This window comes from Streptomyces sp. NPDC001851 (genome assembly GCF_040297165.1).
In the GTDB taxonomy this organism is placed as follows: Bacteria; Actinomycetota; Actinomycetes; order Streptomycetales; family Streptomycetaceae; genus Streptomyces.
In genome coordinates this window covers 1-25445 of sequence record NZ_JBEOYR010000040.1, presented here as the reverse complement: position 1 = coordinate 25445, position 25445 = coordinate 1, and the positions used below count along the sequence as shown (strand labels likewise).

The 25445-nt window shown below is 67.5% G+C and carries 23 protein-coding genes; 14 read left to right on the top strand and 9 right to left on the bottom strand.

Annotation, left to right across the window (positions count from 1 at the left end):
* The first annotated feature begins 200 nt into the window (after window positions 1-200).
* Window positions 201-593, top strand: a complete 393-nt coding sequence (locus ABT171_RS38205; protein WP_351251077.1) for a tautomerase family protein — start codon at window positions 201-203, stop codon at window positions 591-593.
* 489 nt (window positions 594-1082) lie between these two features.
* Here the strand turns inward: ABT171_RS38205 and ABT171_RS38200 are convergent, their stop codons facing one another.
* Complete coding sequence (locus ABT171_RS38200; protein ID WP_067051826.1) at window positions 1083-1532, bottom strand: MarR family winged helix-turn-helix transcriptional regulator; 450 nt, start codon at window positions 1530-1532, stop codon at window positions 1083-1085.
* A 115-nt stretch (window positions 1533-1647) separates the two neighbouring features.
* Here ABT171_RS38200 and ABT171_RS38195 point away from each other — a divergent pair, with 115 nt between their 5' ends.
* The 3 genes from ABT171_RS38195 (at window position 1648) to ABT171_RS38185 (ending at window position 4689) form a co-directional block, all read left to right on the top strand.
* On the top strand, window positions 1648-2247 hold the full coding sequence (locus ABT171_RS38195; RefSeq protein ID WP_351251075.1) for a non-oxidative hydroxyarylic acid decarboxylases subunit B: 600 nt from the start codon (window positions 1648-1650) through the stop codon (window positions 2245-2247).
* On the top strand, window positions 2247-3749 hold the full coding sequence (locus ABT171_RS38190) for a UbiD family decarboxylase (RefSeq protein ID WP_351251073.1): 1503 nt from the start codon (window positions 2247-2249) through the stop codon (window positions 3747-3749). The genes ABT171_RS38195 and ABT171_RS38190 overlap by 1 nt, the downstream gene beginning before the upstream one ends.
* Before the next feature lie 307 nt (window positions 3750-4056).
* Window positions 4057-4689: a UbiX family flavin prenyltransferase gene (locus tag ABT171_RS38185; protein ID WP_351224914.1), complete on the top strand. Its 633-nt coding sequence runs from the start codon at window positions 4057-4059 to the stop codon at window positions 4687-4689.
* A gap of 42 nt (window positions 4690-4731) precedes the next feature.
* Here the strand turns inward: ABT171_RS38185 and ABT171_RS38180 are convergent, their stop codons facing one another.
* Complete coding sequence (locus ABT171_RS38180) at window positions 4732-5121, bottom strand: hypothetical protein (RefSeq protein WP_351251102.1); 390 nt, start codon at window positions 5119-5121, stop codon at window positions 4732-4734.
* Here ABT171_RS38180 and ABT171_RS38175 point away from each other — a divergent pair.
* Both ABT171_RS38175 and ABT171_RS38170 read left to right on the top strand, forming a co-directional pair.
* On the top strand, window positions 5047-5508 hold the full coding sequence (locus ABT171_RS38175) for a helix-turn-helix domain-containing protein (protein ID WP_351251071.1): 462 nt from the start codon (window positions 5047-5049) through the stop codon (window positions 5506-5508). The genes ABT171_RS38180 and ABT171_RS38175 overlap by 75 nt on opposite strands.
* Before the next feature lie 28 nt (window positions 5509-5536).
* Window positions 5537-5806: an MmyB family transcriptional regulator gene (locus tag ABT171_RS38170; RefSeq protein ID WP_351251069.1), complete on the top strand. Its 270-nt coding sequence runs from the start codon at window positions 5537-5539 to the stop codon at window positions 5804-5806.
* A 33-nt stretch (window positions 5807-5839) separates the two neighbouring features.
* On the opposite strand, the gene ABT171_RS38165 is transcribed toward ABT171_RS38170, so the two are convergent.
* The 6 genes from ABT171_RS38165 to ABT171_RS38140 form a co-directional block, all read right to left on the bottom strand.
* Window positions 5840-6217 carry a hypothetical protein gene (locus ABT171_RS38165; protein WP_503078594.1) on the bottom strand — a complete coding sequence of 126 codons (378 nt, stop codon included), beginning with the start codon at window positions 6215-6217 and terminating at the stop codon, window positions 5840-5842.
* A gap of 122 nt (window positions 6218-6339) precedes the next feature.
* Window positions 6340-6552 (bottom strand): hypothetical protein, encoded by a 213-nt coding sequence (locus ABT171_RS38160; RefSeq protein WP_351251065.1) that lies wholly within the window; start codon window positions 6550-6552, stop codon window positions 6340-6342.
* Between the two features lie 43 nt (window positions 6553-6595).
* Window positions 6596-7363 carry a hypothetical protein gene (locus ABT171_RS38155; protein WP_351251063.1) on the bottom strand — a complete coding sequence of 256 codons (768 nt, stop codon included), beginning with the start codon at window positions 7361-7363 and terminating at the stop codon, window positions 6596-6598.
* Window positions 7364-7366: 3 nt separating this feature from the next.
* On the bottom strand, window positions 7367-9457 hold the full coding sequence (locus tag ABT171_RS38150) for a hypothetical protein (RefSeq protein WP_351251061.1): 2091 nt from the start codon (window positions 9455-9457) through the stop codon (window positions 7367-7369).
* Window positions 9454-9885 carry a hypothetical protein gene (locus ABT171_RS38145; protein WP_351251059.1) on the bottom strand — a complete coding sequence of 144 codons (432 nt, stop codon included), beginning with the start codon at window positions 9883-9885 and terminating at the stop codon, window positions 9454-9456. Before ABT171_RS38145 ends, ABT171_RS38150 begins: the two co-directional genes overlap by 4 nt.
* A gap of 369 nt (window positions 9886-10254) precedes the next feature.
* Window positions 10255-10755 carry a hypothetical protein gene (locus tag ABT171_RS38140; RefSeq protein WP_351251057.1) on the bottom strand — a complete coding sequence of 167 codons (501 nt, stop codon included), beginning with the start codon at window positions 10753-10755 and terminating at the stop codon, window positions 10255-10257.
* Between the two features lie 654 nt (window positions 10756-11409).
* Between ABT171_RS38140 and ABT171_RS38135 the strand changes: the two genes are divergently transcribed.
* From ABT171_RS38135 to ABT171_RS38120, 4 genes are all read left to right on the top strand, one after another.
* Window positions 11410-12300 (top strand): TnsA-like heteromeric transposase endonuclease subunit, encoded by an 891-nt coding sequence (locus tag ABT171_RS38135; protein WP_351251055.1) that lies wholly within the window; start codon window positions 11410-11412, stop codon window positions 12298-12300.
* Window positions 12297-14636, top strand: a complete 2340-nt coding sequence (locus ABT171_RS38130) for a transposase (protein WP_351251053.1) — start codon at window positions 12297-12299, stop codon at window positions 14634-14636. The genes ABT171_RS38135 and ABT171_RS38130 overlap by 4 nt, the downstream gene beginning before the upstream one ends.
* Window positions 14633-15886, top strand: a complete 1254-nt coding sequence (locus tag ABT171_RS38125; RefSeq protein WP_351251051.1) for an AAA family ATPase — start codon at window positions 14633-14635, stop codon at window positions 15884-15886. Before ABT171_RS38130 ends, ABT171_RS38125 begins: the two co-directional genes overlap by 4 nt.
* A gap of 385 nt (window positions 15887-16271) precedes the next feature.
* Window positions 16272-18206: a TniQ family protein gene (locus ABT171_RS38120; RefSeq protein WP_351251049.1), complete on the top strand. Its 1935-nt coding sequence runs from the start codon at window positions 16272-16274 to the stop codon at window positions 18204-18206.
* A gap of 650 nt (window positions 18207-18856) precedes the next feature.
* Here the strand turns inward: ABT171_RS38120 and ABT171_RS38115 are convergent.
* Window positions 18857-19426 carry a hypothetical protein gene (locus ABT171_RS38115; protein ID WP_351251047.1) on the bottom strand — a complete coding sequence of 190 codons (570 nt, stop codon included), beginning with the start codon at window positions 19424-19426 and terminating at the stop codon, window positions 18857-18859.
* 628 nt (window positions 19427-20054) lie between these two features.
* On the opposite strand from ABT171_RS38115, the gene ABT171_RS38110 reads away from it, so the two are divergent.
* The 4 genes from ABT171_RS38110 (at window position 20055) to ABT171_RS38095 (ending at window position 25096) form a co-directional block, all read left to right on the top strand.
* Window positions 20055-20318 (top strand): helix-turn-helix transcriptional regulator, encoded by a 264-nt coding sequence (locus tag ABT171_RS38110; protein WP_340629890.1) that lies wholly within the window; start codon window positions 20055-20057, stop codon window positions 20316-20318.
* Between the two features lie 180 nt (window positions 20319-20498).
* On the top strand, window positions 20499-21350 hold the full coding sequence (locus ABT171_RS38105) for a DUF6083 domain-containing protein (protein WP_351251045.1): 852 nt from the start codon (window positions 20499-20501) through the stop codon (window positions 21348-21350).
* Between the two features lie 106 nt (window positions 21351-21456).
* A complete protein-coding gene (locus ABT171_RS38100) occupies window positions 21457-22920 on the top strand; it encodes a UvrD-helicase domain-containing protein (protein WP_351251043.1) in 1464 nt (487 codons plus the stop codon).
* Between the two features lie 229 nt (window positions 22921-23149).
* A complete protein-coding gene (locus ABT171_RS38095) occupies window positions 23150-25096 on the top strand; it encodes a TniQ family protein (RefSeq protein ID WP_351251041.1) in 1947 nt (648 codons plus the stop codon).
* The last annotated feature ends 349 nt before the right edge of the window (window positions 25097-25445 follow it).

Below are 25445 nucleotides of genomic sequence, written 5' to 3'. Positions count from 1 at the left end.
CCATGCCGGGGCGTCCCGGGAGCGCCGAACTGGGCGGCCAGTACTCGCCCGTACCAGTCCGGCGTGCCGCGGCCGGAAGCCACCACTGGTGGGGCGGCCCGACGGGGAAGCAAGGGCTTCGCGGTCTGCGGGACTGCGGCGCCGGCTTCCTGAACCAAGTCGGCGGCGTTACGGATCACGTCGAGGAAAGGAGATTCGTCATGCCCGTCTACACCTGTACTGCTGCGCAGGGATCGCTGACCAGCGAGGTGAAGGCCCTGCTGGCAGCCGAGATCACCCGGATCCACTTGGATATCAACCATGTTTCACCGGCCTACGTCGACGTGGTCTTCTCCGAGCTGCCTGCAGACAGTGTCTTCGCGGGCGGGCAGCCGGCGACACCACTGATCGTCACTGGCTGGGTGCGACGGGGCCATCCGCAGAAGGAGGCGACGCGACTGGCTCTGGAGCTGTCCTCAGCGATCGCCGGCCTGGACGAGCGCCAAACCATGGTGGTGCTGCAGGACGGACCTGCCGGGTCCGCTGTGGAGGGCGGTCGTGTGCTGCCCGAACCAGGTGAGGAAGAGCAGTGGCTGCGCCGGGCCGGTGGCTGAAGGGCACGTGTGTCTTTCTGCTTGTCCATGCCGGGGGCCATCGACCAGCCCGCAGGACAGCGACTCACTGTCGAGCCAGGGCGGTTCGGCATCGGCATCGTCCAGTACCACTCGCTTCTGAACGGTGTGAGGGTGATCGCTTGATGGCGGCAGGGATCCCGTGCGGTCTCGGGATGCGCGCTCCATCGGCCGTGCGGCGCTGGACGGCGCGGACCGGTACCCGGCGCTGCCTCCTCGCATGGACAGATCGCGAGGCCCGTGCGCATCTCCCGGACGATAAGTGCGGCGGGCGCCGGACACTGATCCGCTGGCCACCGCTCACGGGGAAGCGGACCGCGTCACCCGCGGCCGGCGCGCCGGTAGTCTCGAGTCCGACCGAGCCGTGGGTCACGAACAGCTCGACAACAGGCGCCACGAAACCATCGGCTCCGCGCCCCGGCCCCGGAGACAGGGACGGCACGACGCGACGCCCCTTTCCTGACTCCCTCACTACGGCTGCTGGTCGCGGCCTGCGTCTCCGAGTTCCTTGAGCAGCAGGGTCAGGGTCGCGAGCCGCTCGGGTCCGAGCAGCTCCTCGATCCAGCGGCTTGTCTCCTGTGCCTGCTGGCGGCCCAGAGCCGCTCGTTCGTGCCCGGCAGGAGTCAGGGAGACCAGTTGCCGGCGGCGGTTGCCGGGATCCGTGCTCTTGGTGATCAGGCCGCGGGCCACGAGCCGGTCGAGAAGGGGAGTGAGTGTCGACCGGTCGACCGCGGCGAGGGCGCCCAGCGTCTTCTGGTCGAGGCTGCCGCGCTCGTCCAGGACGTGAAGCACCGCGAACTGCGGAGGCGTGAGGTCACCGCTGCGCAGCTGCCACGAGGCGTTCACCGCCTGCGAGGCGCGTCGCAGCTGGTGGGCCATGCCGTCTTCCAGCGTCCCGTCGTATCGCGCTCCGGTCGTCATAAGTACAGGCTACCTCCGTATACGGTCAGTCGGTACACGGACTGTTTGCAATCGGAAGTTTCGGCAGCTACATTGTTCCGTGTACGGACTTACCGTGTACGGAAGGTGCATCCCCATGTCCCGACGTGTGATCTTGGGAATGACCGGAGCGACCGGCGCCGTCTTCGCTGTCGAACTGCTTCGCCGACTGCGGGAGCAGCCGGATGTGGAGACTCATCTCGTTCTGTCCCAATGGGCCAGGGCGACCATCCATCTGGAGACCGACCTGTCGGTCCGCGAAGTCACCGACCTGGCCGACGTGACCTATACGTGGAACGACCAAGGGGCGGCAATCTCATCAGGTTCATTCCGCGTGGACGGAATGATTGTCGCGCCGTGCAGCATGAAGACACTCGCCGGAATCCGAACCGGATATGCCGACGGTCTCATCCCCCGAGCTGCCGACGTCACGCTGAAGGAGCGCCGCCCCTTGGTGCTCGTACCGAGGGAGACCCCGCTCAGCGAGATCCATCTCGAGAACATGCTGGCGCTCTCGCGCATGGGAGCGAGGATCGTGCCGCCGATGCCGGCCTTCTACAGCCGTCCGAAATCCATTGACGAGCTCGTTGAGCATGTCGTTGTCCGAGTCCTGGACCAACTCGATATCCAGGTGGCTTCGGCGCAGCGCTGGGACGGAATGCCGCGCCCCTCCGAACTGAAAGGCGTAACCAACTGATGTCTGAAATCAATGACTTCCGGTCCTACATCTCCGCGCTCGAAGAGCTGGGGGACATTCAACGGATCTCACGCGTGATCGATCCGAACCTGGAAGCGTCGGCCATCACCCGTCGGTCCACCGAGAACGGCAGGCCCGCCCCGTTCTTCGAGCACCTCAGCGGAGTCGACGAGGGGTTCCGCATGATCGGCGCCCCGGGTGCCCTGTCGAGCATTCCCGGGCATCCGCTGGCGCGGGTCTCCCTCTCTCTCGGTCTGCCGCACACGACGACCGCAGCCGAACTGGTCGAACACCTCAGGGAAGCAGGCACCAAGGAACTGCTCCCACCTCGGCGGGTGGCAGCCGACTCGGCGCCCTGCAAGCAGAACATCCTGACGGGTGACGAAGCCCGGCTCGACCGGTTCCCCATTCCACGCGTGCACCAGGACGACGGCGGCCCCTACGTCAACACCTGGGGCGTGATCATCGCCAGGACGCCGGACGGCCGATGGACAAACTGGTCCATCTCCCGAATCATGAAGATCGACGACCAGCACATGACCGGACTGGTGCTGCCGAGCCAGCACCTCGGCATGATCTGGCGCGAGTGGGAGGCCATCGGTGAGCCGATGCCCTACGCCCTCGTGCAGGGAGGCGACCCGGGCATTGCCGTCGTCGGCGGAATGACCGTCCCGACCGAGGTCGACGAGGGCGCGTATCTCGGAGCGGTGCTGGGCAAGCCGGTCGACGTCGTGAAGTGCGAGACGAACGATCTGGACGTGCCGGCCTCCGCCGAGGTCGTCATCGAGGGACACCTGTCCGCGACCCGCGACGCCGTGGAGGGTCCGTTCGCGGAGTTCCACGGCTGGGCACTGCCCGAGACGTCGCCGCAGCCGCTTTTCAGCATCGAGGCGATCACCTACCGGGACGACCCGATCTGGCCGCTGGCCGCCGCCGGCCGGCCTGTCGACGACTCGCACGTCGCACCGGCTGCCGGCATCTCCGCAGAGGTCGTCGCGGTCCTGCGGAAGGCGGGGCTGCCGATCACGACGGCATGGCTCCCGCTCGGTGCAGCCTGCTTCTGGACGGTGATCACCGTCCCGCAGAACTGGCGCGACTCGCTGCCGGGGATGGACACCGCGCGCTTCGTGCACCGCATCGGCGAGGTGCTGAACGGCACCCGGGTGGGGCGGCTCTCCCCCGTCGTCTACGTCCTCGACGACGACGTGGATCCGTCGAACGACTCGGATCTGCTCTGGGCACTGGCCACCAGGGTGCACCCGTCCCTCCGCCAGGAGCAGTGGCACGGACCGATCATGCCGTGGTACCCGTGCTTCACCGAGGAGGAACTGCACAACGGCTGGGGAGCCATCGTCGTGCACGACGCCCTGCTCCCGGCGGTGGGAAGCGGACGCGTACCGCCCGCAACGTTCGACGGCGTCTTCCCGGCAGATGTGCGCGCCAAGGTCCTCGCCGCCGAATCCGAGTCGGCAGGCGACACCGGCTCTGCCGCATCGCGCTGACGCCTGGGTGCCGCGGATCGCGGGAGGTATCCACCAGGTGGCCGTCTCCCGACCGGCATGCTCGGCCGTCGGCCTCGAGGAACCCTCCGCTCGGGGCCGGCGGCTGCCACCGCCCGGGTGAATGAGTCATCACGACAAGCCGCCGGCCGAGTGACCCATGGGATTTGGCGCTCACCTGGCGAGGTACCGATCAGCGTGCGTGTCGGACCGACGCGGACAGCGGTCCTCAACGACGGCCTCGAGACCTCCATTCGTCAGGCACGAGAAGGTGCGGTCGCCAGCCCGATGCGTCAGGAAGGGGACAGACGTGACCCAGCAGAATGTGACAGTTGCTGTCACGGGAGCAGGCGGCACCGGAGTGGCCAAAGCCTTGCTCGCCTCACTTCAGAGAGACGACCGGGTCGGCCACGTCAACCTTCTCGTGTCGGCCAACGGGCGCAAGCTGGTGGCTTTCGAATTCCAGACCGGCGAAGATCCGGACTCGGTGGTCCAGGCCCTGGAGGCCACGTCGACGAAAGTCCGCTTCCTCGATCCGGCCGACATGTCAGGACCGGTGACCAGCGGCAGCTACCCCACCGACGCCATGATCATCCTGCCGTGTGCCGCCGGCGTACTCGGACGCATCGCTCACGGCCAGACCGAGAGCCTCATCGAGCGAGCCGCGGACGTGATGCTGAAGCAACGGCGCAAACTCGTCCTCTGTCTCCGGGAAGCACCGCTGAACCTCATCCACCTGCGCAACATGGTCGCTGTCACGGAGGCGGGAGCCACCGTGTACCCGATGATCCCGACGTACTACAACGTGCCGGAGACACTCGCGCAACTGCGGGACGAGTTCGTCGAACGCGTCCTGCAGTTCCTGGGCCTGCCCGGCACCGATCGCTACCAGTGGGACGGCACCGACACCACAGCGCGACGCGAGCACACTCAGGCGCGCTAGCGGACCGTGGCCGGCAGCTTCGGGCGCGTTTGCCTCCCGTTGCTACTCACCAGCGGTCCTGGGTTCGCTGATACGGCGGGCGGCCTCAACGACCGCCGCGCGGTGCAGGGCCAGCCGCTGTGCCGACCAGGACTGGCCGGCCTCCCTGGGGTCGACGCCCTCGGCGGCCCAGAACCACGCCAGGGCGGCGGCGAGAACCATGGTCAGGAGATCGGCAGGCTCCATCTCCCGGGCGAGGTCACCACGCTGCTGCGCGTCGGCCACTTCGGCCACGCGGGAAGGATCTTCCCCCTTCCCGGTCTGGTCCCTGTGCGACCCTAGGAAACATGAGTCGTGACCTGCACCTGAACACGGCGGGTGGCTGGTCTGCGCCGTGAGGAGGTTGCTCTGCTGGCCTCCATCAGCACCGAGTACTACGCGCGGATCGAGCAGGGCCGCCTCCAGGCATCCACTCCAGTGCTCGCCGACCTCGCCCGGGTGCTCCGACTCGACACGGACCGGCGGACCTACCTTTTCGAACTCGCGGCCAAGAACAAGCTGCCGTCCGGCGATGCCCGGCAGAAGGTGGACCCACAGCTGCAGTACCTCCTCGACGACCTCGGCACGAGCCCCGCGGTCGTCTCTGGACGCCGTACCGATGTTCTGGCCTGGAACCGGCTGGCAGCCGCCCTGATCGCCGACTACACGAGCATCCCGGAGGACCGCCGGACCTTCATCCGGATGCTGTTCACCGACCCCGCTCTGCGAACCCTGTACATGGACTGGGAAGAAGTCGCCCACGTCGCCATCGCTCAGGTGCGCATGGAGAGCGCCCGTTAGTCCGGGTGACCCGAAGCTCACCGTCCCCGTGAACGAGCTCTCGGCACACGATGCGCAGTTCCCGCAGTGGTGGACCGAGCACCAGGTCGTCGGCAGGACCACCGGAACCAGGCGACTGCGTCATCCGGTCATCGGGGAAATCACCCTCGACTGGAACACTTTCACCTCCGCTACCGATCCCGACCAAAAGCTGATCGCCTGGACCGCCCCACCCGGCTCACCCGCCCGCGAGGCCTTGCGGCTGCTCGCTTCCTGGGCCGCGGGCCAGAACCTCAGGGCCTCCGGGAACGTCACTTGAGCTCGATCATTGCCGACTCCGGCTCGCTGCCGGTCACGTCGGCTCGGCGAGGGGCAGGGCGAAGCCCGCGCTCAGTGATGCAACCAGCTCTGGGAAAGCCTCCTCCCACACGGTGCGAAGATGCCGACTCACCAGCCGTCGCAGTACCGGCCACTGGGCGATGAGCAGGTCCTTGCTGAGGAAGCGGACCAGATCCTGCTGCTGTCCCTCGGCCAGTACGACGCGGTAGAGACTCATCCGGGCCCGGGCGGACTCCAGGGAGTAGCTGTTGCTGCCAGACCAGACCACGTGCAGAGGCAACTCGGCAGTGCCCTGCTGAGGTCCGGTCAGGTCTTCCAGCTGATCGGGCAGCCGACTGCGGTAGCGAGCCTGCAGCACCTGTGCGGCGGACAACGACTCGTAGGTGGGAATGGCATCTTGCCGGTGATCGTTCCCGTCAGGACCAACGTCGGTCATGGAGGCCATGATGCCGAACCTGCCGCGCACGGGTAGCCGGCCGTCGTCGCTCGTCCATCGCACGACATGCCCCGGGTTCACCGCTGTTGCCGGGCGGTGGGGTCGTCGATCTCGCTCTCCGCTGCGAGGTGGCCGCGCTGCTGGTACGGCATCTCGTCCGGGTGCTGTTCGAGCCTGGCGCGTCGCCACGCCGCGTCGAAGGAGAGGTTGCCCTGGCTGGCCCGTGCCAGCCGCAACGCGCGCCAGCTCGTCCAGGGCGAGAGCAGCCATCGCCATCCTGACGTGCTCACCGGACCACCACACCCGCGCGGCCGGGGCGGATAGCCGCCGCGCTCATGACGCGCCCTCCGGCTCTGCCGCGGCGTGCCCGTTGACCAAGGCTTGTGCCTTCGCGGCGTGGTGCGGCCGTTGGGCGCTGTCCATGCCCGCGGCCAGGAGGGTGTACAGCATGCGTTTTTGGGTGTGGTCAGGGAAGCTGGCGAGGAATTCACGCAACACCTCGACGGCCTCGTGCTCGACGCTGCGTTCGTTCTCAGGGCGATGCCGGGCGAACACTTCGGCGATCGTGTCCACCTTCTCGGCGAAATCCGGGAGTTGAGTCCAGTCGGCGTTGTCGCGCTCGATCCAACGCGCCAACAGGGCTGCCGGAACAGCCAGTTCAGAGGCGAGGGCGTGCGTCTTCTGCTGCCGCAGGATGTCGGTCACGGCTTGCCGGCGCTGAGCGGCCAGCAGCGCGGCCACTGCGGCCCGGTCGTCCGGCAGCAGGTCGAGTGTGAGCGCGGCCGTGAACTCGACGGGAGGGTCCGTGGGCAGTTGACGCCGTCGGGCGAGGTGCTGACCGCAGACGTCCCGCGCCGTGGCGAGGTCGGCTGGGTCGCACTTCTTCGAAACCTCGTTCGCAGTCTCCCTGAGGGTGGTGCGCACTGCCCCTGCGATCTCCTCGACGGGGCTGGGGTAGGGCGGTTCAGTGAGCACCGTGGCCGTGATCCGTGCGGTGAAGCCGATCCCGGGATGGGCGCTGCGCAGCCGGACCTCGAAGCGGGTCAGGCTGCGCCGCACTGCTTTGCGCGCACGCCGACGCGACCATCGTGTGGAGGCCATCGGTCAGGACTCCGCCGGGGCGTGCTCGTGTGTTTCGATCAGGGACGACAGCGTTGGGGGCAGCCGGAGTTCCTTGCGTAGTTCGATGACTGCCTCGCTGTCGGCGACTCCGGGTTCGCCGAAGATGAGGGCAGAGACCGGTGAGGCGAGGAGGTGGCCCAGCATGATCTGATTGAGGAGGTCCGTCAGGAGCTCGGCCGGCATGTCTGCTGCCTTCCGCGCTTCGGCCCAGGCGGTCAGCACTTGCCGGCATTCGGCCTCGACCCGCGCATCGGCCACGGCCGCGTTCCAGCCGTCCAGGAGCGCTTGCTTGATCTCCTCCTTCTGCTCGGCTGCCGCTAGCATGACCCGTAGAACGTAGGGGTCGACCCGTGGATCCAGCAGCGACAGGAAGGCCCGGTGCCCCGCCAGGTGCTTCCTTTCCGTGGCCCATTTGATGACTGTGCTCCACACCCGGGGCAGCTGTCCGTCGCGTGCAGCGATGTCCCGCAAGGCCGCCTGCGCTGTCTGTACGGCCTCGTCAGTCTCGGGCCGGTCGAGGATGTGCCGCAGGCGGACAAGGGCCTGACGCGGGTAGTGCTCGGCGAACTCGCCCCGGCAGACCAGCGCGACCACGGTCGCAACTGCCTCGGATTCGTCCTGGGCTGAGTCCAACAGCAGGGCACGGACCTGGACTCCCAGCGTGTCCGCTTCGGCGGCGACGGTCAGGACACGGGCGATCAACTCGCGGTGTTCGGCGCTGTCAGCGCCCTTGTCGATCCAGGCGTGGATCTGCCTGACGACGCGGATGTCGTTCTCCGCGACAGCCAGTTCGACCAGGAGATCGCCGATCGCGGCCAGCCGGTCGGCCCCCGGCCCCTTGGGCGCGGTGATGGTGTCCAGCCACTGCAACAAGTGGGGGTGGATGTCAGCCCGCTGCTGCCACAGGTGTAGTAGGACGGCACGGGCGTATCCGGATTTGTGATCGAGAGAGACTGTCCGTCCGCTGACCTGAGCCCCCATCTCCGTCAGCCGGGCGGTCAGATCGGGCCCGGTCAGGATGGTGCGGACGTCAGTCTCCGGCTCTTCGCCCAACAGTGCTCGGGCGCTGTTCTGGATGGTGAGCGCGTCCTTGCCGTTGAGAAACAGTGAGGAGATGAGCAGGGCGCGGTCGTCGGGCTTGTCCTCGGTCTTCTTGAAGACGTTCTTTACATCGGTTCGCCACTCCCGGAAGGAGCTCAGGGCATTCTTGATGCCGTCTGTGGAGTCCTCCGCGCAGGCGAGCTCGGCGGCCAGTCGGGCGGCATCGTCGGGATGGCTGCTGTCGGTCAGCAGATGCCCGGCCTCGCCGGCCGAGCCTTCCGCTGCCGGCGCGGTGTCGAGCCAGCGGATTCTGTCCGGCAGGCGGTGCAGGTACTCCAGGTGTGACCTGGCCACGCGGTGCGGGGATGGCCGGGCCGTTGCGCGGACGACGACGCCGGCGACGGCTCCTGACACGCTCTCGGGCCACCCGTGTTCGTCAGCGACCACGACGAGGAAGGAACCCGAGAACTTCAACTGCTCGGCATAAGCCACCAGTTGTTGGGCGACGAGGCCGGGCTTGTGCCAGAAACTGATCTCTGCGGCCACGTCCAGCAGGTAGCAGCGTCCCGGATCGTCGGGCATCTCGGCGATGTCCGGGAACCCGGGCCTTTCCCAGTCGGGCGCGATCGCCTGGAGCTTCAGCGCTTTGCCCCGGGAGCGCTCCTCTGCCTGCGAGACCTCCCACAACGCCTTGATGCCGGCAGCGCGTTTGCCGTATCCGGGAGGGCCGGCGATGACGGCCAGCCGAGGCCCGCCCCCGGTAAGCCGTTCAAGGGCGTCGGATGCCGTTCGCACCCTTTCGTCTCGCACGCTCAGTTCCACCCACGCCCGGCGTACGGCGTCGAGTTCGCTCTGCGGGATGTCGGTGACCGGCAGTGGCGGTTTGCTCGTCATCGTGACAGACCCCGCGGCCACGATGATCTTCGAGTTCTGGGTGTCGCGGATTTCCACCTGTTGGCCGGGCGTCGACGGGTCGGCAGGCGGAGGCGGTGGCGGCGAAGGGACGGACCCCGGAAAGGTCTCCTCGCTCACCGGCTCTGCTCCGGAGCGCGGTAGTGGAAGCCCCCCGAGGCGTTGATGTCGCCGCCGGAGACGACGACCATGCTCTCGGTGATGTGGTGCACGCTCGTCCGCGCCCCGGCACCGTCGTCCGCTCCCTTGACCTGGTCAATCAGGTCCTGCAGCTCCTGGACTGCGTCGGGATTCTTCCTCAGGAACACCACCAACTGCATCTCTAGCTCACTTCGCAGTTGTTGTTCCACCGACCCGCGTTCACCGGCCGCGCTGCCGAGGAGTTGCTGCCGTGCCGAGTCGATCAGCTGCAGTTCCTGCTCGGCGCTCTCCTCACCGCCCCGCCGGAAGAGCCGGGCAAGCGCGTCCCGTACGGATTCCCACGTGCTCTTGGCCATCTCGGTGACCAGGGCCGCAGCCCCCACACCCGCGACGTCCACGATGCTCACGCATCCCCCCAGGGTCATATCCCCTGCTCGGCGAGGCGCGCAGGGGTCGGCGGCATATTCGACACATCAGGGTGGATGTCTGCCCAGAGGTCGGCAATCGAAAGTATTTGCCACATAGCTGAACGCGTAATTCTCAACTGGTCGGAATTGGTCAGCCCTCGCGGGCAAGATGAGGCGCATGCGAAGCCAGGCGACGAAAACCCAGGCAAAACGGTCAGTCGTTGGGCGAGTTACGAGGTTAATTGGCCAACGCATTGCTTAGGGTGATTGTCCTGAAGTGTGTGCAGCGTGCAGATGCGAGCACTGGGAGTCCGGTAAACGCATGGTGACGGAGTGTCGTACTGAGCAGTTCTGCCATCTTTGTGCGGGTCAGACGAGCAGGCCCCTCTCGTTGAGCGTGTTCACCGAGTCCTGGTGGGCCTTGAGCGCCGATGGTGCAGCTCGGGAGTTCTCCTGCAGGGCCTGATAGAAGCGCTCCCGATCCGTCCGCTTCCACTCCGGCGGCACCTCGAAGTAGGTGAGCGGGCCGTCCAGAGGTGCGTGCAATCCGGCGAGTACGTTGCTGAGTTCGTGAACGGCGGTCTTGAAGTTGTCCGTGGCAGACGCCAAGTCGGGGTCGCGGAAACGCAGCGTTTCGCCCTCCGGGCTATCCAGTGCTTCGTGGATCGCTTCGGTGACGGCCACGGGGATGCGATGGAAGAGGCCGCCGCCTCGAAGATGCTTGATCCAGGGCGCGTCCAGAGGGATCACCTGCAGCAGACGGGCCGCGGTGGTCTGATCGGCAACGGCAATTGACAACGGTCCCGGCGCCCACCAGTGGACGACCAGCCCAGTGCCAGCAGCCGCTGCAACTCGGAAGGCTTCAGCCACGTGGTGTCGTCCCCAGACCGGAGGGGTACGGCCACACCTTCGCGCCCCTTGGAGTCCGTCGCAGGCACCACGAACAGTTTGTTCGTCGAGGTCTGCGGCGGTATGTACAGCACAAGAACTCCGCTGTCCTCCTGGCAGTCAACTCACTCGATGTGGAGGTCGCACACGGAGCCGGTCAGGGCCGGGAACCCGTACGCGAAGAGCCGAAGCGTCAGGTTGTTGGCCTCCGCGGCTGTCAAGCCTGCTGAGCAGCTCAACGCCGTGGCTCGTGGTCCAGGGAGATAGCGAAGGTAGAAGTGCGGGATAGGCCCCCTCCCATCTCACGAAGTCCGCACAGCTCCGCAACACGGTCGGGAGACAGTCCCAGACGGAATGCCACGCGAAGGAGCGAACCCGGCAGGGACTCTCCGGGGGACTGATCCAGAACACGTGGCAAGGGGCGCTTTGCCGTCATCTCCTCCCAATCCACCTTGGCCGTCAACGGCCACCTCCTCGTGGGGGGGGAGTCCATCAGCCGTCGTGCAGGCCGCGTTGGTGTCATCGATGCGGAATCACTCGTGCGTGTGAAGGGCGCTGATGTGGTCGAGCCATGGACGCTGCTCACCGTAGCGTCGTGATTGATCTTGGCGGCCGTGTTCGATCTGCTGAGGAGCAGTGGACGTGCATACGAAGGATTGTGGGGCGAGTTCCGTCCTCCGGGTACCGGAAGCACCACAGAGGGATACGTGGTCCGACTCCTGTCGCCTGGAGGATCTGGCGCTCCTGCATCGGGGATTCACCGAGTACGCGCACCAGCTGGACCTAGACGAACGATGGGCCCGGCGCTGGACGACGAGGTGGAAGTTCGGGCAGGACGCCGCCGCCGCGTACTCGGTGCGCGACCTCAACGAGGTCGACGTCCCACGCACCGTGCCGGTGCGTCGGTTCACTTGGCGGACCGACCAGTACCACCGGCCCGGGCTCGAGTACATGGTGTCCACGCGTCGGCATCACGGTTACGAGAGTTTCGAGGAGGAGTGTCTGCTCCTGGTCGCCGACTTCGCGGCCGGGCTGCGTGAGGCGCTTTCGCAGCCGTTCCGGCTGCGCTTCCACGCGGGCGGCAAGCGGGTGGATCACACGCCGGACTACCTGCTGCTGACCGATACCGGTCCATTCGTGATCGATGTGCGGCCGGCCGGTCAGATTCACCCCGAGGACGAGCTGAAGTTCGCCGCGACGTTCGAAGCCGCATTGGCCGCCGGGTGGCGCTACGGCGTGGTGACCGGCTGGCGTCGGCACGTATGGGAAACGGTGGACGCGTTCTCCGCCGAGCGGCGGCCGTTGACCAATGTGCTCGACATGCACGGCCAGCTGCGCGCAGCTGCCTCCCAAGGACCGCTGCCGCTAGGTGACTTGGTCGAGCGGTGCTCCATCCCCGCAGTGGCCCGGGCCCATGCCCTGCACTTGCTGTGGCGTAGAGAGCTGGGTGCGGACCTTTCCGCACCGTACGGGGACGCGAGCCTGATCCGGCTCGCACCCGTAGAGCCTCGCGGGGTGCGGTCGTGAGTACTGAGACGGCATCGACATGGGCGCTGGAGCCTGGCACCGAGCTGATCATCGATGGTGAGGCGTGGCGGGTCGAGACGTGTCTGCCGCATCTGGGTCGCGTGACACTGATCGGGGACGAGGGCGCGCCGTGGAAGGTGCAGCTGAGCGAGCTGATCCACCGCCCCGGTTGCCGGCCGTCCACCCGGACCCGCAAGGATCTCCCGGCCGCCAGCCGGGGCCGCCAGCCGAAGTCGATGGCAGACCTCCTGCCGGTTCAACAAGAGCACGTGTTGCGGCGGTTGGAGCACATCCGGGAGGTCGAGACCGGCTACCGCAGCGGCGATCCGGACGCTGCGCTGCCGCACGAGCCTCTCCCACAGTACGACCCGGCGACCACAACGCTGACGCAGCGCCGAAAGGCAAAGGAGGCCGAGCTGCGCAAGGCGAAGGCCATGGATCCTGCGCTGGCGAAGTCGCTGGCCCTGCACAAGGTGAGCACGCGGACACTGGTGCGCTGGGACACGGCACGGCGCAAGCTCGGGCCGATCGGTCTCTCGGACGACCGGTGGCTGCGGGAGGCGACCGGGCACCGGATCACCCCGGAGGTGCGCGAGGCGCTGTTCGCCGTACGTGATGAGAGCCTGCGGCGGGCGAAGCTGACAGCGCGGGACCGCGAGCGCCTGATCCATCAGTATGTACGGGAGACCTTCGGAGAGAAGACCAACGTCCCCAGCTACGACGTGCTGCGCCGGGTGTGGCGGGACTGGTTCGGCTCCAACGGCGGGCGGCAGCGCTACGCACGCTCGGCGGCCATGGCGCAGAAGTACGCGACGGGCCGACACGTGGTGGTGCACCGGCCCGGGCAGGTGGTGGCCCTGGACACCACCGTGCTGCCGGTCAAGGTCCTGGAAGACGTGTTCGGCGATCCCGTCTCCGTGCATCTCACGCTGGCACTCGACGTGTACACGCATTCGATCGTGGCGTTCCGGCTCAGCCTGGTCTCCGATTCCTCGATCGACGTGGCGATGGTGCTGCGGGACATGACGATGCCGCTCCCCATGCGCCCGGACTGGGGTGAGGACATGCAGTGGGCCTATCCCGGCATTCCGGGCACGGTGGTGGCCGACTTCGCCGGGTACGAGGTGGCCGGGCTGCCGTTCTTCGCCCCGGAGACCGTCACCACCGACCACGGCTCCGTCTACCGCAACCACCACCTGGTCGAGGTCCAGCGGGTCCTTGGCGCGAACATCAAACCGAGCCGGGTGCTACGCCCCACCGACAAGAAGGCCGTGGAGCGCGCCTTCGGCGCCATCCGATCCCTGCTGTTCGCTCCCCTGCTCGGCTACCAGGGCGTGGACACCGCCGACCGCGGCGTCGACCCGGAGGCCGACGCCTGCCTGACCGTGGCGGAGATGGAGCACCTCATCGCCACCTGGATCGTGCGGATCTGGCAGAACCGTCGCTTCGACTCCTACGCACCGAGCTGGGACCCGGGCGGCGACCACAGTCCCAACAGCCTGTTCGCTGCCTCTATGACGCAAGGCGGCTTCGCCTTGCGGATCCCCTCGCCCGAGCTGTACTACCAGCTCCTTCCCAGCCACCGGGTCATGATCCACGGCAAGCGCGGCGTGAAGATCAAGAACCTGTGGTACGACGGCGAGGCCCTGGACCCGTACCGCGGGGAACTCTCCCGGCGCGGCGGCAAAGACAAGAACCGCTACGTCATCCGCCGGGACCCGCGCGATCCGTGCTTCGTATTCTTCCAGGACCCCCGCACGCACGACTGGCACACCCTGCGCTGGGTGGGCCTGCCCGAGGAAGGGCAGTTCCCCGCTTTCAGCGACGCCCGCGTCCGCGAGGCCATGCGCGAGCTGCGCAAGCGCGGGCTGGCGCCGAAGTCGGACAAGGAACTCCTGCCGGTCCTCCTCGAAGTGATCGGCGGGAAGATCCCCGTCGAGCAGTGGCCGACGCAACTGACGAAGAAGCAGCGCACCGAGCACGCCCGCGAAGTGACTCAGGCCGCGGCCGCCGCGGCCGACCGCCCCGCCGACGCCACCGCGGCACAGTCGACGCCCGCCGCCGTGCCCGCGGCGCGCACCGGCTCGGACGACGGCAAGGTCGTCCCGCTGCGCTGGCGCGAACGCGCCGAGCAGGGACATGACGCGGTCACCAACGAACGACGACGACGCCGTGAAGCCGCCGTCCCCGAACGCCCAACCCCGCCACCACAGGATCTGTCCGAGCGGCTGCGCGCCACCAGCCTGCTGGCCCTGCCCGACGACGACTTCGACGACGACACAGACGAGCCCCGTGCGGCGGCAGCAGCCGCTGCCGAGGAAGAGGTCAGCCCGTGAATCCCCCGTACAACGGTCCGTCATTCCTCCCCGGCCCGCCGATCGACCGCACCACCTGGGAGGGCTGGCGGCGCTGGTGCGCGACCCGCAGGGCGTTCATCCCCGCGCCCGTGCTGACGGCCGCAGAGTTCGCCCTCAAGTCGTCGCGCCAGCAACGCGTTTACAACCTGCACCGGCTCGCCACACACAGCAGTCTGCCCATCGACGTGACTCCGATGAGCGAGCGCGTCGCCCACGCTGTTCTGGCCCGCGTCGAGGACGGCGCGTTCAGCCACAAGGCCTGCACGCGCGGCGGCATCATGGTCAACGGCGACGGCGCCCAGGGCAAGACCGAGACCGTGTGCGAGGCCCTGGCCGTCTTCGAAGAGACGTGGATGGCCCTGAACAACTACATGAACCCGGATGCCATGCCCGGCACCCGCGACCTGGTCGCCCCCGTCGCCTACGTACGCTGCCCGGTCAAGGCCACACCCATCTCCACCTGCCAGCGCATCCTCGACTTCTACGGCGAGGACTACAAGGGCATGCGCCTGGAGGACCTGGTCCGCACCGTCAAGACCGCCATCGTCGAGCACGCCACCAGGGCACTCGTCATCGACGACATCACCCGCCTCAAACTCCACCGGGAAGCCGACCAGGACGTCCTCGACCTGATCCGCGAAATGATGAGCATGCCCGTCACGCTCATTCTCGTCGGCGTCGGCATCCCCACCTCCGGCCTGCTGCGCGAGGGCCGTCGCGACCCCAAGACCATGGAATGGATCTACCAGCCGATCAAGGACCGCGGCCGCAGCCCGAACGATCACGCCGCCAGCCAGCACGAGCGACGCTTCCAGATCGTCGACCTCGACCCGTTCCGCTATACCGCCGGACCCGAGATGGCCGCCTGGATGGATCACCTGGCCCGCTTGGAAGGGCACTTGCGGCTGCTGAACGACACCAAGGGAATGCTGACCGGAAACGACATGCCCGAGTACCTGTTCAACCGCACCGGTGGCGTGGTCGGCGTACTGGAGAAGCTCATCCAGCACGGCTGCCGACGGGCCATCGAGGACAAGAGCGAGCGGCTGACGAAAGAGCTGTTCAACCAGTTCACCGTCACCCCCGGCGACATGCCCGACCTGGACGCGGAGTCCGGCGAGCAGCCCAAGATCCCGCCGCACAAGCCAACCCCAGGGAAGAAGAAGCCGAAGGGCCGCAACACCGTCTTCGACGATGACGGCCCCGCCGCGGCCGGCGAGACCGGTTGACGGAGGTGACACCCCGGCCGCTGACCCGCAGCCTCGCGCCCCTACCCGAGGAGCCGCTCCCCGGCTACCTCCTCCACCTCGCCTACCGCCTGAACCGCTCACCAGGCGGGATCTCGGAACCATGCGGGATCAACAGCGGTGGACAGCAGCGCATCCCGGCTGTCACCGTGCACCGCGCCGCCAGCACGGCGCCTGCCCGGATCACCTGCACCGCCGGACCAATCACCCGCCGCCGGAGAACCTCGTATTCGGTACTGTCCCAACGACTGGAGTGCTATTCGGACTTGATGGCACGAGCCCGTGATGAGGGCCGGGATGCCGATATTCCCGTCACGTGTGAAACTCGTGTCGAGCCATGCATCACGCACCGGTTGGCCGCGGCTCGATGACCGTCCGCCCGCTTGCCCGCGCCCTCAGTCCGCTCCCCGAGGAATCACTGCCCGGCCTGCTCCTGCGGCTGGCCTACCGCATGGAGCGCTCTCCCGCCAGGGCTGCACGCCTGTGCGGACTGATCCATCCTCAAAATCGGCTCCCAGGCGAGTACCTGATCTCCCTGCCCGCCGATCGGATCGGGCCATTCACCGCGGCCGCCCGCTTGAACGTGGAAGAGGCCAACGCACTGACGCTGTCGTCCTTTGCCGCCGTCTACCCGCCCCTGGCGTCCGTTCGGATCGACGGCAGCCGCAACACCGCGGCCGCGCGGAAGTCGTGGGCTGCCAGCATTTCCAGCCGATACTGCGCCGCCTGTCTTTCAGGGAACGGAAGTCCGGTCCAGACTCTCTATGGCGGTCCCTGGAAACTGCGCTGGCATCTTCCCATCTCATACGCCTGCGTCACGCACCGCACCTTGCTCTCCCATACGTGCCCGCGCTGTGGGGGTACGCCGAATCGGCCGACGAATACAGAGCGCCAAGGGCTGATCACGTACCGCACCACGAGCGGGCTGCACCCGGCCCAATGCCGGCGTCTTGTGCCTGATGTGAACGGCACTCCGGCGGCTCCCTGCGCTGCCCGCCTGGACCACGACCGCCAGGCCGCGCGCGTGCCTGAAGCCGATCTGTCCATTCTTCTTGCCCTGCAGCACCGCATTGATCAGCGTCTGACGTGTGGTCAATCTACCGCCGATGCAGGTCAGTCGGCCTTGGATCGCTACTTCTTTCCCGATCTCATCGTCGCTGTACATCTGATCCGGCTCAGCTGGCCAGACGCTGCGCGATACGCTTCCTCGACGTCGCTGGCTGACCTGATCGACCGCCACGTTTCCTCCGCTGCCGCTCGCCGCCACACCCCTGGGCCCGACGGACGCATGCCCATCGCCTGGCATGCCCCCGAGGACCCAGCCGAGTGCGCGGCGGTGCTCGTTGCCGCCGACAGCCTCCTCGGTCACGAGGAACGCGAAGACGCCGGGATGACCGATCGCATCCGGCCGCTCGCTGCGTCCGCGTTCAGCCGTAATCCGGCCACCATCGGCGCCTCTTTGCGACGCATGGACGTCTCCCCTGCGATGGCACGTGCCCTGCTATGCCATACCCAGGGGTTCTACCGTGCCGGTGGCCACCGGCACGCGCGGCAGAGCCTTCCCTCACGCCAGAGCCGCTTCCGAATCGAGCATGTGCCTGCTCTCCTGCCGCAGGAGTGGCTCTCCGCCCACTTCGACGACCTGTTGTCCCACTGGGCGCACCACACCGACTGGAAGGTGCGGCACCTGCGGCGCGTTTCAGCGCTCAAGCTCGCAGAGATGAGTGGCGGTGGCACCTGGCCCGATTGCGCGAAGACTCTCCGCATCCCGTGGAACACGGCGCAGCAGTCCCTCAAAGTCATCCGGCAGGAGTTGAATTCACGGGATCTGTGGTCGGACTTTGAGCGGTCCGTCGAAAGTGTGGCCAGCCAATTGGACTGGGACACGGATCGTGTTCACTACGGGCGACGCCGACAGCTTCTTTCGTCCTGGCAGGTTCCGGCCGGTGACTGGGCCGAACTGTGCCGCGATCTCGAGTTCGGCCAGGGTGTCACCTCCCCCACCCGTGACACCGCGACCGTGCTGATCTGGACTCATGTCAGCCAGGGCGACCACCTCCACAGCCCCGTGCTCGGCGCCCTGAGGGAATCGGGCTGCAGCACCCAGCGCCTGGTCGCGTCGATCAACCAGCTCCGCACCCCAGCAGCCCGCAAGGGCGGCAAACGCGAGCTCCTGCGCCGTCTCGAAACGTACTCCGACCTCCTCGCCACCGCCTGCGACCGACAGGTTGCCTCGCTACAGACTGGCATCCTCGAATTCGAGGTAACTGCTGCACAGCTGCGCGAGGTCAAGTCCCGGTAGGAACGGGGCACGTACGCCGGGGTTCGGTGGCAGGTCATCCGTCGACACGACGGGACGAACGGCGATCACGTCCTCGCCCGGTCTCGTGTCCCGCTTGTCGCGTCCGGTGCCGGCGGAGCGCTGGAGTAGATCAGGTCTCCGAGTTCGTCTGGGCTGCAGCGGCTCGATCAAGCGATCGGGGCTGACGCCGAGCCCCTCGGCCAGTGCCGGAATCGTGACCGTGGCGCTGCAGGCAACGCTCTGCTCTGGTCTGCGCCAGGCAGAGCGGCTCACCGCTCAGTACGGTGCGGACCTCGGCACGGTGCTGACGCGGGCCGAAGCCACCCAGGCCGATCACCTCCTGTGCCCGCGTCTGGCCACCTGGCGCGGCGCGGTCAAGCAGCCAAGGACGCCCAGGACACTGACAGAAGGGCTCTCCCCGTTCTTCACTCCCGGCAACCAGCGGGGAGGCCGCCACGTACTCCGCACCGGATCGCACGCTACGCCGTACGACTCGGTGCCGCGTGCGACTCTGCCGGCCTCTCCTTCCCGTGGAGCTCGGGCATCGTCAACAAGAGATGGCAAGATGTCGGGGTCTGGACATGCATCCGCCGCTCTGCACCCCACCTGACCGGACCCGCAACCTCCGCCCTCTGTTGACGCGCCGGCGGTCAGCCAACGACGCCGCCCCGGCCAGCGCCCACTCCCGAAGCCCAGTAGATCTCATCGGTTGCCGTGTCGAGCCCCCAGTGGCCGAGCGCTCCCGCCATGGCGAGCCGGTCGAGCAGCGTGGCCACGGCCACGGAGGAGAGACCTGCCGTCCGGGTCAAGTGAACGGCTTCGATGCTGCCCTTGCCCTGATCGTCGGTATGCGCGGCAACCTGCAGTGCCACCAGGCGAGCGACGGCTCGCTGCCGCCGGACCGTCGGACGACAGATCTGGCGCAGAGCCCAGTCGGCCGCCTGGGCACGAGCCTGACGGCCGGGAACCTGTGTGAGCACGGTGGGGTCGAGAAGGTCGAAACGGCGGGCACCCTGCGCCGAGGACGCGGGGCGCAGCCAGGCTGCCTGTTCCAACTCGTCCCAGATGACGGGAAGATGCCCCAGCCGCATGCTTCTCGCGATGCCGCCCGAGAGCAGAACGCGCCCGCCGGAGTCGGCGCGGAGAGCGCATTGCACCGCAACCAAGCGGGCTGCGGCGCTCGTGCACGCCGGAAGGGCAGCGGCCAGGTACGCGAGCATCTCCCGCACCCGAATGGCCGACGACGGTCCGGGGTGCGGCGCGGCTCCTTGCGCTCCGCCGTGGCCAGCGCCTTCCCCGGGTGCGGCCACCACTGTGACGGCGTCGGGCACCACGGCCGCGCGAGGCGTCGCGTGCGCGCAGGCGGTGCAGACGTCAGCCAGCCGCCAGTTGCGCCCCGCCCTGTCGCGAGACAGCACCAGCCTGATGGGGCCGGCGCAGCCGCGGTGCCGGGGATGCCAGCGGCACTCCCGCTGTCGGCACTGACAGGTGCGCAGGTGCCCGGCGAGTTCATCGCCGCGCGCATGGGCAGCGAGATGCCGCAGGGCAGCGGACTGAGCAGCGGCCGCCTGCGGCGGGGCGCTCCGGGGCCCACAGCGCGGGCACATGAGCTGCGGACCACCCACACTCGACCGCAACTCCACGGTCCACACCCGAGGGACCACAGCGTGCAGGGAGACCCTCATCGCTCCCGCTTTCCTCCTGTCCAGGGCTCGGCTTTGCAAGGCAGGGGAAACTGGGGCGCACCACGACATCAACTCGGCGCCCCGGCGAACATCACCCCTTCCCTAGCAAATAGTGCAGAACTCTGCACTGACGGGGCATGGGTCTGCACCATCGGATGGTGGGGTGACGATCTTCCCTCCCGACCCCAACCTCGACGCCTTGCGCATCCAGCTCGTGCGGATGAGGAGCGAGCGCGGGTGGACCTTCGACGAGCTGGCTGATCGCAGCGGCCTCGCACGGCGCACCCTCATCGACCTCGAGCACGGCCGCACCACAGGAAAGATCACCACGTGGCACGCCCTTGCTCACGCCTTCGGCCTCCCCATCGACCAGCTGCTGGAGCCACTCTGCGACGGGCACGAACCACCTGACGCCGCCGAGTCCTGACTGGCTTCCTCGCGCGAGGAAGCCCACCCCAAACCCATCCCGCGATTCACCCGAACGGCAATCCATCCTCGAACATCCGCACCTCGCTTCGTACACCTGTCGCGGCAGGTGGGGCCATTCGCATGACTTACGGCGGCCTCTACGCTGGATCGCAGCGCGCCACCTGGCACGTTGCTCGCCATGCAACCGCACCACTTCGCCCGCCGCTGGGACGGCAGCCCCGTCACCATGCCCCCTCGCCGCCGCCTGCGCGTCGATGCCTCCAGCCCCAGCCGCCTCCTGCGCCGGGGACAGAGCAGTAGGTGCCGGGAGTGCGGCAACCTCGTCGACTGGCATCCGCGGGCCGATCACCGGCCGATCGGCCTGCATCCCCACGAGCTGCCTACCTGCCCCGTCCCCACCGCCTGCCGCTGGCATCTGAGCTGCGGCGTCGCCTACCGCGGCGCCGACTCCACGTGGTGCCGCGTCCCGCACGCCGCCGTCTGCCCGGGGCGCACTCCGGATACCGACCTCGCCCCCGCTCTTACGGAATTTCGTCGCCGCCTGGCCGTGCTCACCCGGCGACGGATCGACGCGGGGCTCTTCACCCCGCCGCCCCCGGTCGCAGGCCTGACCACGGTGCAGCCGGACAAGCGCCCGGTGCTGCCGATCGTGGAAATCCTCCACATCCGCTATCTCGCTGAGCGGCCCCTCGATGCGCTGCGGTGCGTGTCCCAGACCCGCCGGGGTCACCGCTGCCCCCACCCGGTCCTGGACCCGGCTGCCCCGAGCGGCGTCTGGACCTTGACCACCGTCTTGTCGACCATCGGTCAACTCGTTGTGCCTGCAGAGCACTTGGTCCTGTACAGCCTGAGCCGTGCACCGTACGCGGAGCAGCTGCGGTGGCGAGCGCAGCGATGCCCCGCCCATATGGTCGCGAGCACCGCCCCCGACCTCACGCTGGCCGGATGGCAGGTCTTCGACCCGCTCCTCCACCATGCCCACATCCACACCCACCTGCCGGATACGGCACCCGCCTCACCGGAAACCTGAAGCCGCATCAACCAATCCGCCCCTTCGCGCGACCGCCGACTGCGCCCTCCCTCCTGCTGTCCCCCGGCCGACATGCGATGCCCCACTCAGTACGAGGACACCCTTCTTGAACCCCACTGACGAGCAAGCCGCTGCCGCCGACGCCTTCCATGCCGGCAACCACCTGGCGCTGCAGGCCGGCGCGGGCACCGGCAAGACCACCACACTCGCGCTGCTCGCGCGCTCCACCCAGCGTCGCGGCCGCTACCTCGCCTACAACCGCGCCATCGCCGACGACGCCCGCACCCGCTTCCCCGCGACCGTCACCTGCAAAACCGCCCACGCTCTCGCCTACGCCGCCGTTGGCCACCGCTATACGCGCCGCCTGAACTCCCCACGCCGCCCCGCCTGGCGAACCGGGTGCGACCTCGGCCTGACCGACTCCCTCCGCATCGGCGATCGCGACATCTCCCAACGCACCCTCTCCAACGCTGCCCTGCGCACCGTCACTCGCTTCTGCCACACCGCCGAGCGCACCATCGGTCACCACCATGTGCCCCGGCTCCGCGGCCTGGACGACCCCGACCACCATGCCGAACTCTCCGAGTTCCTCGTCCCGTTCGCCCGCAAGGCGTGGCGGGATCTTCAGTACATCGACGAAGGCGTCGTCCGCTTCGACCATGACCACTACCTCAAGATCTGGGCCCTCACCCAGCCACGAATCGAAGCCGATTTCCTCCTCCTCGACGAGGCCCAGGACACGAACCCCGTCGTCGAGCAGGTATTCCTGGCACAACGCGACCACGCTCAGCTGGTCATGGTCGGCGACTCCGCCCAGGCCATCTACCACTGGCGCGGCGCCAGGGACATCATGACCGGCTTCGACGGCGCCCGCCTCACCCTCACCAAGTCCTTCCGCTTCGGCCCCCGCCTGGCCACCGAAGCCAACCGGTGGCTCGCGCTCGCCGACGCTCCCCTGCGCCTGACCGGCACCGACACCATCGCCACCGAGCTCGGCCCCGTCATCCGCCCGGACGCGGTGCTGTGCCGCACGAATGTCGGCGCCATGGCCCAGGTAATGCAGCTGATGTCAGCCGGTCTTCGAGTGGCCCTCGCGGGAGGCGGCCAGGGGCTTCAGGCCCTGGCCTTGGCCGCGCGCGACCTCAAACAGGGCCGCCGAGCCCACCACCCCGAACTCCTGCTCTTCAGCACCTGGCACGACCTGCAGGACTACGCCGCGTACGACCCCAACGGCCGGGACCTGCAGCCCTTCGTCGACCTCGTGGACACCCACGGCCCCGAGGCCATCCTGTCGGCCGTCGCCCGCCTCGTGCCCGAGAGCACCGCGCAGGTGACGGTGTCGACCGCGCACAAAGCCAAAGGGAGGGAATGGGCCTCGGTCAGGATCGCCGGCGACTTCGAACCCACAGCTCCCGACGATCCCGGCGACGAGCAGTCGGACACACGCCAGATCGACGAGAGCGAGGCACGCCTGGCCTATGTCGCCGTGACCCGCACACGCCAACGCCTCGAACTCGGAGGGCTGTCGTGGATCAACCAGACAAATCCAACCGCTCCACGTGAAGACTGACATCCGCCGTCGATGCCTGCCCGATCGTCGGACGCTCTGGTGCTCTGAGTTCCTCCGAAGCGAGTGAATTCAGAGCGCGGAGATCCCGCTCCCGCCGCCTATCGCTTACGCTCCGCTTGGGCCTGCACCAACTGCTACTGCACTCGCGACCACCGTTCTCCACTCCCGGTACCAACGAGGCCACCCGGACGCTCACTCCGGTCGGCCGAGCAACCACCGGAGCATCTCTATGGGTTTCCGCCCCTTGGCACGGAGCCTGGCCCCGTTGCCGGAAGAATCTCTGCCTGGCTTCCTGCTACGGCTCTCCAGCCGACTCGAGATGCCGCCCAGTTGGCTCGCGGTCCGATGCGGCCTCACTGAGCACTCGGTGCACAACGCCCGCATTCCAACCCTGCTTCTGCAGGAGCTCCCAGGCACCGTGGCCGAGAACTTCGCCCTGGCCACGGGGCTCGACCTCGCCGAAGTCAAAGCGCTGACATTGAGACGGTTCGAGTCTCACTATTCGCCTCTGCGAACCGCGTACCGTACCCCGCACCGTACGACCACCATGCTCAGCACCCGCTGGGCCATGGAGTTCTCACCGCGCTACTGCCCCCCATGTCTACGCGGCAACGGTAGCGCGATCCAACAGGCATGGGGCGGCCCGTGGAAACTCCAGTGGCATCTGCCCGTAGCCTTCGTCTGCCCCCAGCACCACCGTCTGCTGGAATCGGTCTGTCCTGGCTGCCGACGGCAGCTCAACACCTCCAGCTCGGGACGCTTCAACCTGATCACCAGCCCCGGCACGCGTCTGCACGCATTGCAATGCCGTAATCGCATCGAGGACGCGGCATCCAGGGCCTGCGGAAATCTCCGCTGCGGTACTCGCCTCGACTATGCCTCAGACCCGCCGCCTGGCCTGACCGCTTCCGATCTCGACCGGCTGCTCGCCCTCCAGCAACGCATCGACCGACGTCTCTTCGGAGACCAACAAGAACCGGACGGCACCTCGTACTTCGAGGACCTGATCCTGGCCGCACACCTGATCACTCTCAGCTGGCCGACCGCTGCAGACCTCATCCCCTCTCCCTACCTGCAGACACGCCTCGACGAGCACGCCGCACCGATCGCTGAACTGATCCAGGCTGGCCAAGCCATGGGGATACCCTCCCGCCGCACCGGTGCCCGTGCAGCCCCTGCGGACACCTCGCAACGAGCAGCACTGCTGCTGGCGGCCGACACTTTGCTCGGCGAGCGGGACCAGACATCCCTCCGCGAACAGATCCGGCCGTTGGTCCAAACCGTCCGGTCCCGTGCCCCGATGTACTACGGCCAGATCGCCCGGTCACTCAATATCTCCCCTCGCTTCGCCCAAGCCCTGGCGACGAAGAGCTATGGCACCCACGGGCACCGCAGTCTGCGGACACCGCCCCGGAAGCACCGGTACTCGGTTGAGGAGGTCCCGGCCTACCTGCCGAAGGTCTGGTTCGACACATACTTCGACGGCTTCCTCGACCACATGCCAGAAGATCAACGCCCCAGGATGCGCGCGCTACGCCGAGCCGCCTCTCTCCAGCTGGTGAAACTCGCCACCGGACTCTCTTGGCATCGATGCGCCGAGCCTCTCGGCCTCACTCCGAAGATGGCTGCCAAGCTCCTGGCCAACCTCGCCAAGCGCTTCGAACCTGTAAAGCTATGGCCTGAGTTCGACCGCCGAGTCGACCAGATCGCAGATCACCTCGATGTCAGCGACGAACGGATCAACTATGCGAACCGCCGTCAGGGCCTGGCCGAGTGGCGCATGCCGAGTGAAGAGTGGCACCTCCTGACCGGCGGGATACCGCGCCTTCGAAGGCTTCACGAGCAGGTCGGCCCTGACGTCGGAACCGCCCTCGCATGGGGCGAAGCCACTCAGGGCGAACCCTCCTACAGCCCCATCGTCCGTGAATCCGAGCGCAAAGACAGGGACGTCACCTCTCTCACCAAGGAAATCTTCCTTCTTCAAAGAGACGACATGGGCGGCGCCCGACTCCATCTCCGTAGGCGACTCGACGCCTACGCGGCACAGCTGGCGAGCGCCTGCGACCGTGAGACCGACCGCCAGGTCAGTATCGACGACATCCTCTCCGAGGCAGACCTCGATGCGAAGACCGGCAGGCCGCACACTGAACGACGACGCAGCGGTAATTCAGACTGAAACTGTCGATCATCGTCCGCCGCGAGAACACACGTCCCGAGCCCTCGCGGTGCCCCCTGTCCACGAATCCGGTGTCAACTGCAGCACATGATTTCGCCGATGCCTGAACCTCTGCGCGACTCAACTCGGGACTTCCTGCGACCAGAACCTGGCCCTCCACGTCTCCGTGCGCACGATCAAACGAGCAGAAATCGCGTAAGGAAAGTACTCCCAAACCTCTGCAACTCAGAGAAAGTAGCAGGTCAGCTACCTGACACAGTCGGCGCGCCAGACCCGCTACCCACTGGCCCGCGACTTCAGACCGGTGCCAACTATCCCGCTTTTGTGCCAACTAAAAAGCCTCGTCACA

Coding starts and splice junctions, on each gene's coding strand:
- ABT171_RS38205 (WP_351251077.1), top strand. CDS start 201: ATGCCCGTCTACACCTGTACTGCTGCGCAGGGATCGCTGACCAGCGAG.
- ABT171_RS38200 (WP_067051826.1), bottom strand. CDS start 1,532: ATGACGACCGGAGCGCGATACGACGGGACGCTGGAAGACGGCATGGCC.
- ABT171_RS38195 (WP_351251075.1), top strand. CDS start 1,648: ATGTCCCGACGTGTGATCTTGGGAATGACCGGAGCGACCGGCGCCGTC.
- ABT171_RS38190 (WP_351251073.1), top strand. CDS start 2,247: ATGTCTGAAATCAATGACTTCCGGTCCTACATCTCCGCGCTCGAAGAG.
- ABT171_RS38155 (WP_351251063.1), bottom strand. CDS start 7,363: ATGGCCTCCACACGATGGTCGCGTCGGCGTGCGCGCAAAGCAGTGCGG.
- ABT171_RS38120 (WP_351251049.1), top strand. CDS start 16,272: ATGACCGTCCGCCCGCTTGCCCGCGCCCTCAGTCCGCTCCCCGAGGAA.
- ABT171_RS38115 (WP_351251047.1), bottom strand. CDS start 19,426: ATGCTCGCGTACCTGGCCGCTGCCCTTCCGGCGTGCACGAGCGCCGCA.
- ABT171_RS38105 (WP_351251045.1), top strand. CDS start 20,499: ATGCAACCGCACCACTTCGCCCGCCGCTGGGACGGCAGCCCCGTCACC.
- ABT171_RS38095 (WP_351251041.1), top strand. CDS start 23,150: ATGGGTTTCCGCCCCTTGGCACGGAGCCTGGCCCCGTTGCCGGAAGAA.